Raw genomic sequence first — 14,830 nt, 5'->3', positions numbered from 1 at the left:
ATTCAGAGAGCTCCGTGAACTTCGGCGAACCTCATCAGCGCCTGCTGGAAGCACTCCAGCGGCGGATTGACGATGCCGGCCCCGATCTGGCCGCGCCCGGGCTGCCGATTGGTGATGGCGGTGTTGATGACGGGGAGGATGCCGGTGGACAGTACCTTGCGGATATCGATCGCGGTCGGAACGCCGGCCATCGCCATGGTCGGCATCGTCCATTCCGGATTCGGCCCGACGGTGATCTCGCTCATGCTGCGCGTGTAGCCGATCGCATCCGACAGCGCGCCGGCGCCGACGAACCCCACCACCGCGGGTGACGCCGCCATGGCACAGCCGCCGAGACCGACGGTCTCGGTGATGCAGGAGTCGCCGATGTCGGGATTGCCGTCCGCCTCGGTGAAGCCGGCGAACAGCAGGCCGCGCGCCATCTGGGCCGGCCCGGTGAACCAGGCATCGCCGGTCGAGGAGAGGCGGATGCCGAAGTCGGTGCCGTTGCGCGCCATCGTGGTGACCACGGTGGCGTATGGGATTCCGTGCGCCGGCGCCGCCACCGCCTTGGCCATCGCCATCGCGATGTTGAGAAAGAACATGTCGTTGCCGGAGATGAAGCGCAGCATCCGCCCGAGATCCGCGGGCGCCACCTCGGCCAGATCGGCGGCGAGCTCACGCAGGATCAGCCCCGTGCAGGCGGCGTTGCGCATGTGCATCTCGTCGCCCATGGTCAGGCCGCGGGCGATCAGGCTCTTGAGCGGAACGCCGCCCCGCCGCCGCAACGCCGCCCCGACCGCGGGCCCGAACACGCCGGCGATCCACGCCAGGCGGTCGCGCACCTCCTGGTCGTTGCCGCCGAACCGCATGACGTTGCCCATGCCTTCGTTCACGGTGCAGAACGCGCGGTTGCCGAAGGCGCGGTTCTCCACCACCAGCACCACCATGCCGGGGGTGGTGATGCCGGTCATCGGGCCGACCCCGTCGTAGTGGTGGTTGGGCTCGAACCGCACGCCGCCGGAGGCCGCCACTGTCTCCGCCTCGGCGAGGTCCGATGCCCAGCCCTCGAACACCAGAGCGCCGGCCACGGCGCTCCGCATGGGGCCGCACATCCGCTCCCAAGAGATCGGCGGGCCGGCATGCAGAACGGTGCGCGGCGGCAGGTTGGGAATCGCATCCCTGGCCAGCATCACGTCGACCAGCACGGGGTCGGCCCCGAGCATGCGCCGATGCGCCTCTCGGTTCGCCGCTTCGATGCGTGAGGCGATGTCGGTCATCTCAGACTCCCAGCCGATCGAGCAAGCTGCCGAGCTTCATGCTCGACGCCGGCGGGGGCGACCAATCGACATGCACGACGGGAGACTTGCGGCTCTCCAGGTCCTGCGCGAAAGCGCGCAACCCGACATTGATCACCCGCACCTCGGTGTTGAGAAGCTTGTCGACTTCCATCTGGTCTCTCCGTCAGTGGCGGCGCCGCGCCGCGGCCAACCGCTCTCGATCGATCGAGACCCTACCCCAGGATGAACCGTGAAACAACAGAAATTCGAAATTCTACGATTGATGCTCTATCGACGGCATTGTAGTATCAAATGGCAGTCCCGATGATGGGACGAAAAGCCGACACCGCGGCCCGGGACCAACCAAGCGGACGCGGCAAGGCCGGTGGCGGAGAGCCGCCACCGGACCAAAGGAGTCTATGGAATGTCCAACCAGCTGCTGGAATCCCGAGTCGTCTGCGTTCCGATGAGTTCGCCCGGAGACGTCTCGCAAGTCGCCGCGCTCTTCGACCGCAAGGAGGTGGACCCGCGGCATGTCGTGGCGATCATGGAGCAGACCGAAGGCGACCCCTATGCCCGCGGCTACGCGACGCTGGCCATGGAGGTGCTTCTGTCGGAGCGACTCGGCCTCTCCCGCGCCGAGGTGTTCGCCAAGATCCCGATGATGATGATCGGCGGCGTAGGGGGCATCATGACGCCCCACATCTACCTGTTCATCAAGCAGCCCGCCACGACGCCCGCGCAAGGCACCGCCAAGCGCCTGGCGATCGGCGTCGCCAGCTCGCGCGAGCTCAAGCCCGAGGAGTACGGCACGATGATCGAGGTCGATCTCGTGGCCGAGACGGTGAAGCGCGCGATGGCGGACGCCGGAATCACCGATCCTGCCGACATCGAGTGCGTCGAGGTGAAATGCCCGGCGATGACGCCGGCCCGCATCGCCGACGCCGAAAGCCGCAACCAGAAGGTCGTCGCCATGAACCCGGCGGTCGCATCCTCGCTGGCGAAAGGCGCCTGCGCCCTCGGCATCGCCGTCGCCACCGGCGAGGTCGACCGCAGCAAGCTGCGGGACGGCGTCATCAATGTCGACAAGACCCTCTACTCGTCGGTGGCCTCCACCTCGGCGGGCGGCGAGCAGGTCGCCTGCCGCGTGATGGTGCTCGGCAACGTCAAGGGCGCGCCGGGGCGCCTGGTCGCGGCGCATGGCGTGATGCAGGACCAGCTCGACATCGCGGGCGCCCGTCAGGCGTTCGTGAACGCCGGCCTGTCGCTGAAGGACGGCATCCTCACCGAGGAGGACCGCAAGCGCGTCGCCGGCGTGCTGGTGAATGCGGGCGCCGACTACGTCACCAACGTCCGCGGCCGGCGGCACGTCCTCCACTCGGACTTCCTGGCGCCGTTCTGCGGCATTCAGGCCAAGGCCGTGGCACACGCCATCGTGGCGACGATCGTCGGCGACACCCAGTTCCTCGCCTCGGCCGGTGCCGAGCACCAGGGCCCGCCCGGCGCAAACCTGCTCTGCGTGATCGCCGAGGCCAAAGCGTAACGACCGAACGGACACAGACCGATGAGCAATGTCGAGAAGCACCTGCGGCTCACTCACGCAGGCGCCATGCGTATCCTCGAAGCCGCCGTGGCGAAGGCGGTCCAGATGGGCAAGCCCCAGTGCATCGCGGTCGTCGACGAGGGCGGCAACCTGCTCGCCTTCACCCGCATGGACGGCGGCAAGATCCTCAGCATCGAGTCGGCAATCCGGAAGGCCGCCACGGCGGCCTCCAGCCGCGGCCCCACCGGCGGCATCCAGGGCGACCTGGAGTTCAGGCTCGCCCACGCGACGTCCGGTCGGCTGGTGAACCTCAAGGGTGGACTCCCGATCATCGTCGATGGCATCACCATCGGCGGAATCGGATGCGGCTCCCAGACCGGCGAGGAGGATCTCGAGGTCACCAAGGCCGGGCTCGCCGCGATCGAGGGTGCTCAGACCTTCGGCTGACGCCGTGACCGCACCCGGCGATCTCGCACAACCGATCGCCGGCCTACGGCCGCGGCCCTCGGGCCGCGGCCGCAGCGCTCCAGCCAGTGGATACACCCGATGAAGCTCGCCATCTTCTGCGGCTCGAACCACGGACATTCCCGGATCTACAGCGAAGCCGCCGCCGCACTCGGCCGCGAACTCGCCGAGCAGGACATCACGCTCGTGTTCGGCGGCACCAGCCGTGGCCTCATGAAGATCGTCGCGGATGCGGCGTGCAGCCGGGGAGGCACCGTGCACGGCATCGTCCCGCAGGTGCTCGTCGACAAGGGCCAGCTGTACGACAAGCTGGCGGTGTCCGAGGTGGTGGCCTCGCGGGCGGACCGGAAGATCCGCATGGCTGCAGTCGCCGACGGCTTCATCGCCATGCCGGGTGGACTCGGCACCGTGGAGGAACTCGTCGAGATGTGGGTGAATGCACAGTTCGACGGCCACCGCAAGCCACTCGGCCTCTACAATATCGGCGGCTTCTACGACCGATTTCTCCAGTTCCTCGACACCATGGTGGCGGAAGGGTTTCTACCCTCCCAGCAGCGCAGCATGCTGATCGTCGCATCCGAGCCGAGGCTCCTCCTCGACAGCCTGCGGAATCATCGGCCGGTCCAGGTCTCCAAGTGGATGTGAGGCGGCTCGCCGTCACGCAAAACAATCCGGTGATGTGGCCATGGATATCGACAGGCCGGAGGTGATCGCCGAAGTCGCGCGCGCCTTCGCGCAATACGAGCGGGCTCTCGTCTCCAACGACGTGCAGACGCTCGGGGCTCTGTTCCTCGACGATGCGCGAACGATCCGCTACGGCGCCGGAGAGAACCTCTACGGCTTCGCCGAAATCGAGAGATACCGTCGTGCCCGGCCGTCCCACGGACTGGACCGCCGGCTGTCGCGGACGGTCATCACGACCTATGGCAATGATTTCGCCGTCGCGTCCACGTTGTTCGAGCGTGACGGAGACCCGGCGAAGATCGGCCGTCAGATGCAGAGCTGGGTGCGTCTCCCCCAAGGCTGGCGCATCGTCGCCGCCCATGTGAGCGTGATCGACCGGCCGGCGGACTGAACCCGCACACTCCGCGCCGGCCGACACCGGCACGCCGCCCCGCATTACACACGTGGTGGCAGCGGCGCGGCGCAACAGCTTGCTCCCGCTAGAGTGGAATCCGATCCAACTGGATCGGACTCCACTCTAGAAGTCCTTGTGTGATCGCATTTTCGACGGCGAACCGGCATCCACTTCGCCGGAAAATGCTCTAGCTCCGGCGCACGCAGGAGTACAGGGGCAGCAGCAGCGACGCCGCCAGCAGCGCCCAGCCCAGCGTGTAGCTCACCGGCCCTGTGCTGTCGGGGTTGCTCAGCAGGACAGCCGACGCGCACAGCGCCGCCAGCGCGGCGCTCATGCGGCTCTGCTCGTTCCAGCGCAACGGGTTCATGGTCAATGCTCCGATCGATCAGACGGCCAAGGCGGTGACCAGCCCCATCAGGGCAGCCGCCACCACGGCGACGACGAGCAGCTTCTTGATGATGGCGCCCTCCTGGCCGACGATTCCCGCCGTCGTGGTGCCGAGGAGAACCTTCGACGGCGAGAACATCGTCCCGATGGCGGCCCCGCTGGTCTGCGCCGCCAGGATGCTGGACACGCTCTTGCCGGTGAACTGCGCCATCGATTCCTGGAACTGTCCGAACAGGATGTTGGAGCTGACATTGCTCGACGACATGAAGGCTCCGAGGGTGCCGACCAGAGGTGCCAGCGCCGCATAATAGGCCCCGGTCGCGCCGGCCGTGCCACGCGCCAGCACCTCGATCTGCCCGCTGCCCGTCATCACCTTGCTCATCGTCAGCAGAAGCGCCACCGAAATCGCCGCCGGCACAGACTTGCAGGCGGTGTCACCGAGAATGCGGACGAGGCCGTCGCGACGGATCAGGCCCTTCGAGCCGAAATAGGCGCACGAGGCGGCGGCCGCGAGAACCAGGAAGAACCCGGAATGGGTGAGCCACGACACCGACCCGTAGACCGGCTGCGCCTTGTTGACGAATCCGTATGCCGTGCTGGTCTCCGGGAACGCGACGCTCATCTTCCAGGCGCCGAGCACGGCGTTCACTCCGGGCGTGAGCAGCACGAAAACCGATACGCCGACCAGGATGTAATAGGGCAGCAGCGCTTCGTGGATGGTCAACGGGCTCTTGTCGCTCGCCCCCTCCGGCACGTCCGCCAGCATGGGGCTGCCGTCCGCATAGGAGCGCGCGTAGCGCGGCAGCCGCCCGAGCGCAAACACCACGCCGAGCGCGAGGGTCGTCGGGATCACCACCGACAGCGTCGGCGTGATCTGCGTGAGCAAAAGCTGCCCACCCGCCTGGATCAGGCCCACCACGAGGACCGCCGGCCATCCGCGACGCAGGCCGGCGAAACGGGCGTACTGCCAGCATAGCAGGCTGCCGGCGATCACGCAGAGCAGCCCTGTCAGCAGTCCGGTCTTGAAGGCCGTCTCCCAATAGAGGGTTGCGTCGGCGATCAGGGTCGTCTGCTGGACGAGCGCCTCCCAGGCGAGCGCCAGCGTGCCGAACGTGTTGGCCCAGGCGTGCGCCATCAGCGGCACCAGCACGGCCCAGAACGGCTTCACGCCGATCCCGATGAGCAGCGGCGCCGTCACCGCGATCGGCACGCCGAACCCGGAGGGTCCCTGAAGGAAGCTGGAGAAGCACCAGCCCAACGCGATGACCTGGAGCAGCTTGTCGGGGATGAGGCGCGACAGCTCGCGCTGGATCGTCCCAAACCCGCCGACCTCCCGGCTGACCTCGTAGATCAGGATGGCGGGCACGATGACGGCGATGATCGACACGCTGTTCCACACGCCCTTGGCGACTTCGACTCCGACCCCTTGCGGCGTTGCGCCGTAGAGCCCGAACGCGACCACGATCGCGATCAGCGCCCCGGCAGCGGACGCCTGCACGGCCGACCATCGTCGCCAGACCAGAAGGTAGACGAGGAGGACGATGGACAGTGCGGCCCCTGACCAGGTGACGACATTCATAGGCAGGGACATCACAGACACCTCGCTGACCGTCGCTTCGAGCCGCCGTCGCCGAGAGCGAGCGCAGGCGACCAACGGCTCGGGCCGTCCGTGCCGGACGGCATCTCACGCTACTCCGCACAAGATGGCGATGCAATATATTTTCGAAATTATTGTTTTTGTAGGTTATAAGATCATTGGCTGCAAACCCCGACATCTCCATTCTCCGGATGTCCGTCACATCGACACCGCCTCGCGCGAAACGCGAACAGCCGGCCCGCAGGCCGGCTGTTCTCGTCTGGCGCCGAAAGGGAAGGCGAGGCACGTCGCTCGATCGTGTGCGCCGCCTGGAGCGGCCGAAGAACGAAGGCCCGCCCGTGCAGCCGGGCGGGCCTCGGTCGCCTCAATGGGCGGCTTTGCCGACGCTCGCCATGGCGGCGTTGGTGGTCGCGTCCTTGGCGTGATGGCGCAGGAGAAGCGGCCGCAGGATGAACAGCGCCGAGATCGCCGCGATGAAGTCCAGCGATGCGACGATGTACAGAACCGTGGCCCACGAGCCGGTCGCTTCCATGATCAGGTTGCCGACAGGAACGAACAGGGCGGCGAATCCTTTGGAGAGGAACAGGATGCCGTAGATCTTGCCGGCGTGCTTGGTGCCGAAGGCATCGCCCGTGATGGCACCGAACAGGCTGTAGACCTCGCCCCAGGCCAGGAACACGACGCCGGACAGGATGACGAACAGCCACGGATTGGAGCCGAAGGTCGCCAGCGCCAGAATGCCGATCGATTCGATCGAGAAGGCGATGAACATCGTCTTCTCGCGGCCGATCGTGTCGGACACCCAGCCGAAGAACGGCCGCGACAGGCCATTCATGAAGCGGTCGAGCATCAAGGCGAACGGCAAGGCCGCCATGCTGAAGAAGTACACGTTGACGTGGATGTCCTTCACGCCGAAGTCCTGCGCGATGAGGCTGAGCTGCGCCACCGCCATCAGGCCGCCCGTGATGGTGCAGGTAAACATCACCATCAGAACCCAGAGCACGGGAGTCCGGACGGCTTCAGCAAGCGTGTAGTCGCGCCGCGACTGGACCAGCTTGGTGGAGTAGCTGACCTGGTCCTTGCGCGGCGCCCGCAGGAAGAGCCCCGCCGCGACGATCACCAGCCCCTGGATGATCCCGAAGGTCAGGAAGGTCGCGCTGATTCCACTGCTCTGGATCATGTTGGCGATCGGCAGTGTCGTGATGATCGTGCCCGAGCCGTAACCCGCGGCGGACAGCCCGACGGCCAGGCCGCGGCGATCCGGGAACCATTTGAGCGCGTTGTTGACCGCGCAGGCGTTGATGCAGCTCGCCCCGATGCCGCCGATGGCGGCACCGATATAGAACCCGGTGAGCGACGACGCGAAGGAGTTCATGATCCAGGCGAGACCGGCCGCCGTGCCGCCCAGCATGGCGATCGGACGCGGACCGAAGCGGTCGATCCCGACGCCAACCACCGGCGTCACCCAGGTCTGGATGATCACGAATATCGTGAATGCCGTCTGAATCGAGGCCCGCGACCATCCGTAGGTCTTCTGGATCTCAGGAACGAACAAGGTCCAGGAGTACTGGACGTTGGCAACCGCGACCATGCAGGTAATACCGAGGGCGAGCTGGAGCCATCGATAGTTGCCGGCCGACGCCGACCCTGATCGGGGCGGCGTGAGTGTTTCGGTAGACACCTCATTCTCCATCGTTCGTGAAACAGCCGAGCTCGTTGATCGCATACTAAAACGATGATCGGCGCCGTCTAGCGTAATTTCGAATTTCCATGGCTTCTGCATGGTCCGGATGAATACTCACCCGACCGCGCGGCAACCGCAGCGTGACAGAGCTGAAGGCGGGTTGAGCGACGCGCATGACGCCTCGCGCGGCGCGATCGACGGATCGATGCAGGACGGGACGAAACGGTCTCGCCCGCGTGTCGGGCTCATCGGGCGTGGCCAGATCGAAGGCGTCGTTGAGCTTTCTCAGACGTGTTCCGGCAGGTGGAACTCGAACGCTGTTCCCGTACGTCGCACGGCTGGTGGAAACCCGGCGGCCCGCTCGCGTCGGCATCGCGTCCGGCGCGCCGCCGGATCACGTCAGCGGCAGCTCGCCCGCAGTCCGCTCATCACGCCGATAGCCATGTCGGTCCCGGAGGACGCTCCGATCGTCAGGACATCGCGCACAGCCGCCTCGATCGCCGGTATGGCTGCGTTGCAGATGGCGCAGAGCAGGCTGGACACCGCCTCGCCGGCCGCCCCGTCGGCCGCCGTCACCAGACCCGCGAGGCTGATGTCGTTGGTGGAGAACCGAGCGATGCGGACCACGGCCGCGCTGAACGCGGCGGCCTCCACCGGCAGCGGCCGGCGGGTCTGCAGCGCCGCGATGAAACCCAGCAGCAGGTCGTCTCCGGATGGAGTGAGCCCGGGGCCGAGGCCGATCAGCCGAGAGGCATGATCGACCGCCTCGGCGATCCGTCCGTCCCGATACGCGAGCACGAGACCGTCGCTCTCGTCCCCGATCCGTCGGCTGACCATGCGCGACAGCAGCGGGCCGCAGTGGTCTTCGAGCACCCCGCCCCGCATGCCGTGACGCAGCACGAAGCTGCCGGCGATCTCCAGCCCGGCCCGCATTCGGTCCGCATCGTGATGGAGCGCCGGAATGGTCGGCTGCCACGACGAGGCCCCGCCGACGCCGACCCGGAGCTTGCCGGCGATATCGAGAGTGCCGTCAGCAGCCGTGACCCTGTCGCCGACCACGATGCCCGCTGCGTGGAAATCGACATCGCCGAGGTTCAACGTGTTCGGTGCCCGGAGCTTGCGTCGCGATATCAGCGTGTAGAGATCAGGTCCATCGTCGAAGCGCAGGTTCAGCGCGCGATTGAACACGCTGTGCACCACCCCTGCGCGCCGTTTCGTTTCGACGGCGCGGATGAATCCGGCATCTCCCGATCGCGCTTGCATCGAGCTCTCGAAGCCGCTGCGTGCCGCCGAGGCAGGCTGCCTCGGCGAATAATTCGTTCGGACGAGAGACCCGCCGCCTCGCCGGCGGCGGGTCTCGTGAAAGTGCCGCCGCAGCGGCCTGGAACGCCGCCCGCCGTGACGGCCCACGGTCCGCGTCGTTAAACCTGCCCCCCCGGCGGCTCAGCCCACTCCGAGCCGCTGCGCCAATGTCGTGAGAGCCTGCTCGAAGCAGGCGAGTGGCGCCCGCGCGATGCCGGCCCCCACCTGGCCGACACCGGCGAGCCGATGCGCGATGCCGGTGTTGATGTAGGGAGTGATGCCGGTGCGGAGAACCTTGCGGATGTCGATCCCGGTCGGCACCCCGGCATAGTCGAGATTGGGCATCGACCAATCGGGATTCTGTGCGGCGGTGATCTCATACATCGATCGGGTGTACTGCGCGGCTTCGCTCGCCGAGCCGGCGCCGACGAAGCCGGCCACCGCGGTGGCGGACGCCATCGCGAAGCCGCCGAGCCCGACCACCTCGACAATGGCCGAGTCGCCCATGTCGGGGTTGGCGTCCTTCTCCGAATAGCCTGGAAAGTACATACCGACCGGCATCTCCACCGGCGCCGTGAACCACTGCCGGTCCGTACCGCTGACCTGAATGCCGAACTCGGTGCCGTTGCGGCTCATCGCCGTCACGATCGTCGAGCCGTCGACGCCGCGCGCCGGGTCGGTCATCGACTTCGCCATCGCCATCGCGATATTCAGGAAGAACTGATCGTTCTTGGCGACGAACTCCAGAACCCGGGCGAGCGCGCCGCCCGAGCCGTCGAGCGCGCGCGCCAGCGGCGGCGCGATCTCACGCAGGAACAGCGACGAGCAGGCGACGTTGCGCTGGTGCATCTCGTCGCCCATCGCGAGCCCGCGCGACACGATGCCCTTCAGGGGAATGCCGCCGCACTGCCGCAGCGCGGCCGACAGCGCCGGGCCGAGCTCGTCGGCGATCCAGCGCAGCCGGGCCAGCACCTCGGCGTCGTTTCCGCCGAACCGCAGCACCTTGCCCAGCCCTTCGTTGATGGTGCTGTAGGCACGATTGCCGAAGGCGCGGTTCTCGACGACGAGCACCGGCTGGCTGGGGGTGATCATGCCGGTCATGGGGCCGACGGCCCCGAAGTGATGGTTGGGCTGGAACCGGAACGCACCGGACGCCGCGGCTTCGGCGGCTTCATCGAGAGTCTTCGCCAGCCCCTCGAACACCGCAATCCCGCACACCGCCCCCTGCATGGGGCCGCACATCCGGCTCCATTCGATCGGCGGCCCCGCATGCAGGATGGTGCCGCGCTCCAAGCCCTCGATCACCTCTCCGGCGGGCTTCACATCGACCAGGACCGGGTCCGCCCGGAGAATCCGGCCGAGCACCTCTTTGTTCGCGGCTTCGATTTTATCCACCGCCGTCTCTCCTCTGTGCCAGCGACCCGGAGCTGCCCCTGGGGCGCGATCGCCCGACACTCTACAGAACATTGGAGGATTTTCAAGATATCGATCAAAATACTGATTTTCGAAATTTTGTTGATCCAGCAGTTTATCCGGGCTACTGGATCGCGACGGTCCGGCCGACCTCCGGACGCCTGACTCCGTGGAGGAACCCAGTGGGCAAAGACATTCCCGAAGCACTCGTCATCGCCGTCGGCGGCAACGCGATCCACCCGGAAGGCATCCGCGGGACCCCTCTCGAGCAGGTCGCGATCGCGACGGAGCTCGGCCGCTCGCTGCTGCCCGTCATGCAGCTCAACAACCGGCTGATCATCACCCACGGCAATGGTCCGGTGGTCGGCAAGATCCTGCTGCGCCAATCGCTCGCACGCCATCGGGTTGAGCCGATGTCACTCGACATCTGCGTGGCCCACAGCCAGGGCGGCATCGCCTATGTGCTGACCCAGGCGCTCGCCAACGTTCTGCGCGAGGCCGGCAATGATCGGCCGGTCGCCTCCCTGCTGACCCAGATCGAGGTCGACCCTGCCGATCCTGCCTTCCAGAACCCGTCGAAGCCGATCGGCTATTTCTACTCCGAGGAGGAGGCGGGCCAGCTGAGCGCCGAGCTCGGTTGGGACATGCGAGAGGACTCCGGGCGCGGGTGGCGCCATGTGGTGCCCTCGCCGATGCCCAAGCGCATTCTCGACGTGTCCCTAATCGACACGCTGGCGCAGAGCGGGGCCGTGGTGGTAACCGGAGGGGGTGGCGGCGTGCCGGTGGTGCGCTCCGCCGGGGGCGCCTACGCCGGCATCGACGCGGTGATCGACAAGGACCGCACCTCGGCGCTCCTCGCCAATGGGCTCGGAATCCGCGACCTGATGATCCTCACCGCGGTGCCGCGGGTGGCCGTGAACTTCGGCAAGCCGAACCAGCAGGCGCTCGACCGCGTATCGCTGTCGGAGATCCGCAAGCTGCATGCCGAAGGCCACTTCCCGCCGGGCAGCATGGGGCCGAAGATCGATGCCGCGATCCAGTTCCTCGAAGGCGGCGGCAGCCGGGTCATGATCGGGCGCCTGGAGGATGCGATCGCGGTCATCCAAGGGGACACCGGCACCCACATCGTGGCGGATGGAGCTTGACGTCGCACGCCTCGAGCCTGGCAGCGAGCGCCGATCGGTTCCGATCGGCGGCGCTGCGGCTGGGCTGCCGACTCGATTGCCGAATCGGCGTCGCGACCAGCGACGGTGCGGCGCCGCGGTCGATTCCGTCCTGATGATCATCGCCCGCATGTCTGGAATGTGACGGCGATGCGCGAGAAACCCGCACCATGGACATATTCGACTTGGCTGAAACGATGGCCGAGTGGCCGACGAAGGCCAAGTTATCGAAATTTCTGCCTTTCGCGGACAATGAAGTTGTGCGATAGTGCTTTCTCACGAGTCACGGGCGACGGTTCCAGCTGATGCGAGAAAGCCTACAGTTTGCCATCCCTGCCGTTCGCAGCGCCACGAAGGAGCCGAGCACGCTCGGCAACGAGGTGTTCGAGAAGCTCCGGCAGGACATCCTGAGCTCGCGGCTTCAACCCGGCACCAAGTTGCGGTTTCAGAGCTTGCGTGATGCCTACGGGGTCGGGCTCAGCCCGCTGCGGGAGGCGCTGTCACGCCTGGCGGAGAATCGCCTGGTGGTGGCCACGGGCCAGCGCGGTTTTCGCGTCGCCGCCGTCTCGGTGCACGACATCCTCGACATCGCGATGGTGCGCAAGCAGATCGAGAGCGTCGCCTTGCGCCTCTCGATCGAGAACGGCGACGATTCGTGGGAAGCCCGGATGGTCGCGGCGCATCACCGGATCATCCTGGCCGAGAAGGCCGGCAAGAAAGTCGACGAGGAGGAGTGGGAGCAGCGCCATCGCGACTTCCACTACGAGCTGGTGTCGTGCTGCAACTCGCCCTGCCTCCTTCATATTCATCAGCTGCTCTCCGACCTGTTCGACCGCTACCGCCGATTGTCCACCCGCAGCGGCGTGGGCGGGGCGCCACGCACCTTGATGCATCAGAAGATCGTCGACGCGGCGCTGAGCCGCAACGTCGAGGCCACCATCAAGCTGATGGCCGACCATATCGACGAGGCGACCAAGCTGATTGTCGAGGCGCTGTCGCGGCCTCCGGGCCGGGAGGCACGACGGAAGGTACCGGAACCGATTGCCGCGCCCAAGAAGCCGCGCCGGGCCGTCGGCTCCCGACGGGCCGCGATGGCGGATCGATGACCGGCGGCGCCGGGTGACGGCCGGCGCCAGCGTCGCCCGTCCCCGTCGCACGTTGCCGTCGTTCATCACCGCTGTCTTTCATCACCGCAAGCGTCCGCCGCCCCGCCCTCACTCCTCGATGCGCAGGCGAAACCGCTGGATCTTCCCGGTCGCGGTCTTCGGCAGCTCGTCGACGAAGTGGAACTCGCGCGGAAACTTGTAAGGCGCGAGCCGCGACTTGCAGTGGCGGGTGAGATCCTCGACCAGCGATTCGGTCGGCCGCACACCGTCGGCGAGCACGATCCACGCCTCGGGCTTGACCAACCCTTCCGGATCGACGCGTCCGACGACGGCGACCTCCAGCACCCCCGGATGCTCGATCAGCGTCGCCTCGATCTCGAACGGCGAGCACCAGATGCCACCGACCTTCAGCATGTCGTCGGAGCGGCCGCAGTAGTAGAAGAAGCCCTCGGCGTCGCGCTGATAGGTATCGCCGGTGTTGAGCCATGCCCCCATCATGGTGGCCGCCGTCTTCTCCGGATTGCGCCAGTAGCAGCGCGCCGTCGATGGCCCGGAGATCAGCAGCCGGCCCGGCTCACCCGCCGGCAGCGCGGCGCCGCTCTCGTCGACGATGATGGCGTCGTAGCCCTCGACCAGCCGCCCCGTCGAGCCGGGCCGATGCTCGCCCGCCCGGTTGGAGATGAAGATGTGCAGCGCCTCGGTGGAGCCGATCCCATCGAGGATGACAAGGCCGGTGCGCTCCCGCCAGCGCCGGAAGATATCGGCCGGCAGCGCCTCGCCGGCCGACACGCACAGTCGGATCGAGGACAGGTCCGGTGTCGCCTGATCGAGCGCCTGAAGCTGCGCCGCATAGAGCGTCGGCACGCCGAAATAGAGCGTCGGCTTGAATCGCTCGACGGTCGCGAAGGTCGATTCCGGCGTCGGCCGCGTGTCGAGCAACACCGCGGTGCCGCCGACCCAGAGCGGGAACGACATGCCGTTGCCGAGCCCATAGGCGAAGAACAGCTTGGCGGCCGAGAAGAAGACGTCGTCGGTCCGGATGCCGAGGGTGCGGACGCCGTACAGCTCGCTGGTCGCCACCAAGTCGCGATGACGGTGCACTGCGCCCTTGGGGCTGCCGGTCGAGCCCGACGAGTAGAGCCAAAAGCAATCGTCCTCGGCCGAGGCCGGTACTGCATCGAACACATCCGGGAGATCGGCGAGACGCGCCGAGAGCGTATCGGCATCGCCCTCCGTGCGCATCACCACGCCGGGCTGCCGATCCACCAGGCCGAGGGCCGCCTCGACCTCGCCGGCGAACTCCGGCGAGTACACCAGCGCGGCGCACTCGGAGTTCTCGATCATGTAGGCAAAGTCCTTGGCGCGCAGCAGCGTGTTCAGTGGCACCGGCACGATGCCGGCCTTGATGGCCCCCCAGAACACATGGAAGAAATCGACGGTGTCCTTGATCACCATGAGGATGCGATCGCCGCGCGCGAGCCCCAGCGAGACCAGCAGATGAGCGCAGCGGTTCACGCCGGCGGCAAGCTCGCCATAGGTGGTGTCGCCCGCCGTGGTCCGCACCGCGACCTTGTCGGCCCGCCCCTCCGCCAGATGGCGGTCGATGAACACCGTGGCGACGTTGAAGCCCGGTGGAAAAACCAGATCGCGGATGGCCCCCAGGCGGTCCTCGGTCACGAGACGATCCATGTACGTTCCCCTCTCGTTTGGCGGGACGGCTCGCCGACACGATCGTCGCCGACACGACCATCGTCGGCACATTCGTCGCCACCTCGATCGGCGGCCGACGTGCCGGCCCTGTCTCCGGGGGCACGAGACGGGGCGCGAGCGGTC

Annotated in this window: 14 protein-coding genes; 6 read left to right on the top strand and 8 right to left on the bottom strand. The window is 67.0% G+C overall.

Going from position 1 to position 14,830, the window contains the following annotated elements:
- Positions 1-2: 2 nt before the first annotated feature.
- Positions 3-1,259, bottom strand: a complete 1,257-nt coding sequence (locus ACFQUV_RS04100) for a DUF1116 domain-containing protein (protein WP_129610576.1) — start codon at positions 1,257-1,259, stop codon at positions 3-5.
- Between the two features lies 1 nt (position 1,260).
- Positions 1,261-1,431: a hypothetical protein gene (locus ACFQUV_RS04095; RefSeq protein WP_165364083.1), complete on the bottom strand. Its 171-nt coding sequence runs from the start codon at positions 1,429-1,431 to the stop codon at positions 1,261-1,263.
- A gap of 252 nt (positions 1,432-1,683) precedes the next feature.
- Here ACFQUV_RS04095 and ACFQUV_RS04090 point away from each other — a divergent pair, with 252 nt between their 5' ends.
- The 4 genes from ACFQUV_RS04090 to hpxZ all read left to right on the top strand — a co-directional run bounded on the left by ACFQUV_RS04090 (position 1,684) and on the right by hpxZ (position 4,342).
- Positions 1,684-2,802, top strand: a complete 1,119-nt coding sequence (locus ACFQUV_RS04090; RefSeq protein ID WP_129610575.1) for a ring-opening amidohydrolase — start codon at positions 1,684-1,686, stop codon at positions 2,800-2,802.
- Positions 2,803-2,823: 21 nt separating this feature from the next.
- Positions 2,824-3,249, top strand: coding sequence for a heme-binding protein (locus ACFQUV_RS04085; protein ID WP_111387351.1), 426 nt, complete (start codon positions 2,824-2,826; stop codon positions 3,247-3,249).
- 99 nt (positions 3,250-3,348) lie between these two features.
- Positions 3,349-3,912, top strand: a complete 564-nt coding sequence (locus ACFQUV_RS04080) for a TIGR00730 family Rossman fold protein (protein WP_129610574.1) — start codon at positions 3,349-3,351, stop codon at positions 3,910-3,912.
- A 40-nt stretch (positions 3,913-3,952) separates the two neighbouring features.
- The gene (gene hpxZ / locus ACFQUV_RS04075; RefSeq protein WP_129610573.1) at positions 3,953-4,342 is read left to right on the top strand and encodes an oxalurate catabolism protein HpxZ; all 390 of its coding nucleotides are present in this window, start codon (positions 3,953-3,955) and stop codon (positions 4,340-4,342) included.
- Positions 4,343-4,532: 190 nt separating this feature from the next.
- Here hpxZ and ACFQUV_RS04070 read toward each other — a convergent pair whose 3' ends face one another.
- The 5 genes from ACFQUV_RS04070 to ACFQUV_RS04050 all read right to left on the bottom strand — a co-directional run bounded on the left by ACFQUV_RS04070 (position 4,533) and on the right by ACFQUV_RS04050 (position 10,710).
- Positions 4,533-4,712: a hypothetical protein gene (locus ACFQUV_RS04070; RefSeq protein WP_129610572.1), complete on the bottom strand. Its 180-nt coding sequence runs from the start codon at positions 4,710-4,712 to the stop codon at positions 4,533-4,535.
- A gap of 18 nt (positions 4,713-4,730) precedes the next feature.
- Positions 4,731-6,323 (bottom strand): L-lactate permease, encoded by a 1,593-nt coding sequence (locus tag ACFQUV_RS04065; protein WP_129610571.1) that lies wholly within the window; start codon positions 6,321-6,323, stop codon positions 4,731-4,733.
- A gap of 370 nt (positions 6,324-6,693) precedes the next feature.
- Positions 6,694-7,920, bottom strand: a complete 1,227-nt coding sequence (gene oxlT / locus ACFQUV_RS04060; protein WP_244601677.1) for an oxalate/formate MFS antiporter — start codon at positions 7,918-7,920, stop codon at positions 6,694-6,696.
- A gap of 492 nt (positions 7,921-8,412) precedes the next feature.
- Complete coding sequence (locus ACFQUV_RS04055) at positions 8,413-9,423, bottom strand: DUF2877 domain-containing protein (protein ID WP_165364081.1); 1,011 nt, start codon at positions 9,421-9,423, stop codon at positions 8,413-8,415.
- 33 nt (positions 9,424-9,456) lie between these two features.
- A complete protein-coding gene (locus ACFQUV_RS04050) occupies positions 9,457-10,710 on the bottom strand; it encodes a DUF1116 domain-containing protein (protein ID WP_129610569.1) in 1,254 nt (417 codons plus the stop codon).
- A gap of 71 nt (positions 10,711-10,781) precedes the next feature.
- Here ACFQUV_RS04050 and ACFQUV_RS04045 point away from each other — a divergent pair, with 71 nt between their 5' ends.
- Positions 10,782-11,873: a carbamate kinase gene (locus ACFQUV_RS04045; protein ID WP_244601673.1), complete on the top strand. Its 1,092-nt coding sequence runs from the start codon at positions 10,782-10,784 to the stop codon at positions 11,871-11,873.
- Positions 11,874-12,271: 398 nt separating this feature from the next.
- Positions 12,272-12,997, top strand: a complete 726-nt coding sequence (locus ACFQUV_RS04040) for a GntR family transcriptional regulator (protein WP_165364079.1) — start codon at positions 12,272-12,274, stop codon at positions 12,995-12,997.
- A 108-nt stretch (positions 12,998-13,105) separates the two neighbouring features.
- Here ACFQUV_RS04040 and ACFQUV_RS04035 read toward each other — a convergent pair whose 3' ends face one another.
- Positions 13,106-14,686: a benzoate-CoA ligase family protein gene (locus ACFQUV_RS04035; RefSeq protein ID WP_129610567.1), complete on the bottom strand. Its 1,581-nt coding sequence runs from the start codon at positions 14,684-14,686 to the stop codon at positions 13,106-13,108.
- Positions 14,687-14,830 lie beyond the last annotated feature (144 nt).

Source organism: Rhodoplanes sp. P11 (genome assembly GCF_964266735.1).
GTDB lineage: Bacteria > Pseudomonadota > Alphaproteobacteria > Rhizobiales > Xanthobacteraceae > Rhodoplanes > Rhodoplanes serenus.
The sequence above is the reverse complement of the archived record's forward strand: the minus strand, read 5'-3'. Positions and strand labels throughout refer to the sequence as shown.

Bases quoted from the DNA above. Each gene is read 5' to 3' on its own strand.
- ACFQUV_RS04100 (WP_129610576.1), bottom strand. From the start codon at position 1,259: ATGACCGACATCGCCTCACGCATCGAAGCGGCGAACCGAGAGGCGCAT.
- ACFQUV_RS04095 (WP_165364083.1), bottom strand. From the start codon at position 1,431: ATGGAAGTCGACAAGCTTCTCAACACCGAGGTGCGGGTGATCAATGTC.
- ACFQUV_RS04090 (WP_129610575.1), top strand. From the start codon at position 1,684: ATGTCCAACCAGCTGCTGGAATCCCGAGTCGTCTGCGTTCCGATGAGT.
- ACFQUV_RS04085 (WP_111387351.1), top strand. From the start codon at position 2,824: ATGAGCAATGTCGAGAAGCACCTGCGGCTCACTCACGCAGGCGCCATG.
- ACFQUV_RS04080 (WP_129610574.1), top strand. From the start codon at position 3,349: ATGAAGCTCGCCATCTTCTGCGGCTCGAACCACGGACATTCCCGGATC.
- hpxZ (WP_129610573.1), top strand. From the start codon at position 3,953: ATGGATATCGACAGGCCGGAGGTGATCGCCGAAGTCGCGCGCGCCTTC.
- ACFQUV_RS04070 (WP_129610572.1), bottom strand. From the start codon at position 4,712: ATGAACCCGTTGCGCTGGAACGAGCAGAGCCGCATGAGCGCCGCGCTG.
- ACFQUV_RS04065 (WP_129610571.1), bottom strand. From the start codon at position 6,323: ATGTCCCTGCCTATGAATGTCGTCACCTGGTCAGGGGCCGCACTGTCC.
- oxlT (WP_244601677.1), bottom strand. From the start codon at position 7,920: ATGGTCGCGGTTGCCAACGTCCAGTACTCCTGGACCTTGTTCGTTCCT.
- ACFQUV_RS04035 (WP_129610567.1), bottom strand. From the start codon at position 14,686: ATGGATCGTCTCGTGACCGAGGACCGCCTGGGGGCCATCCGCGATCTG.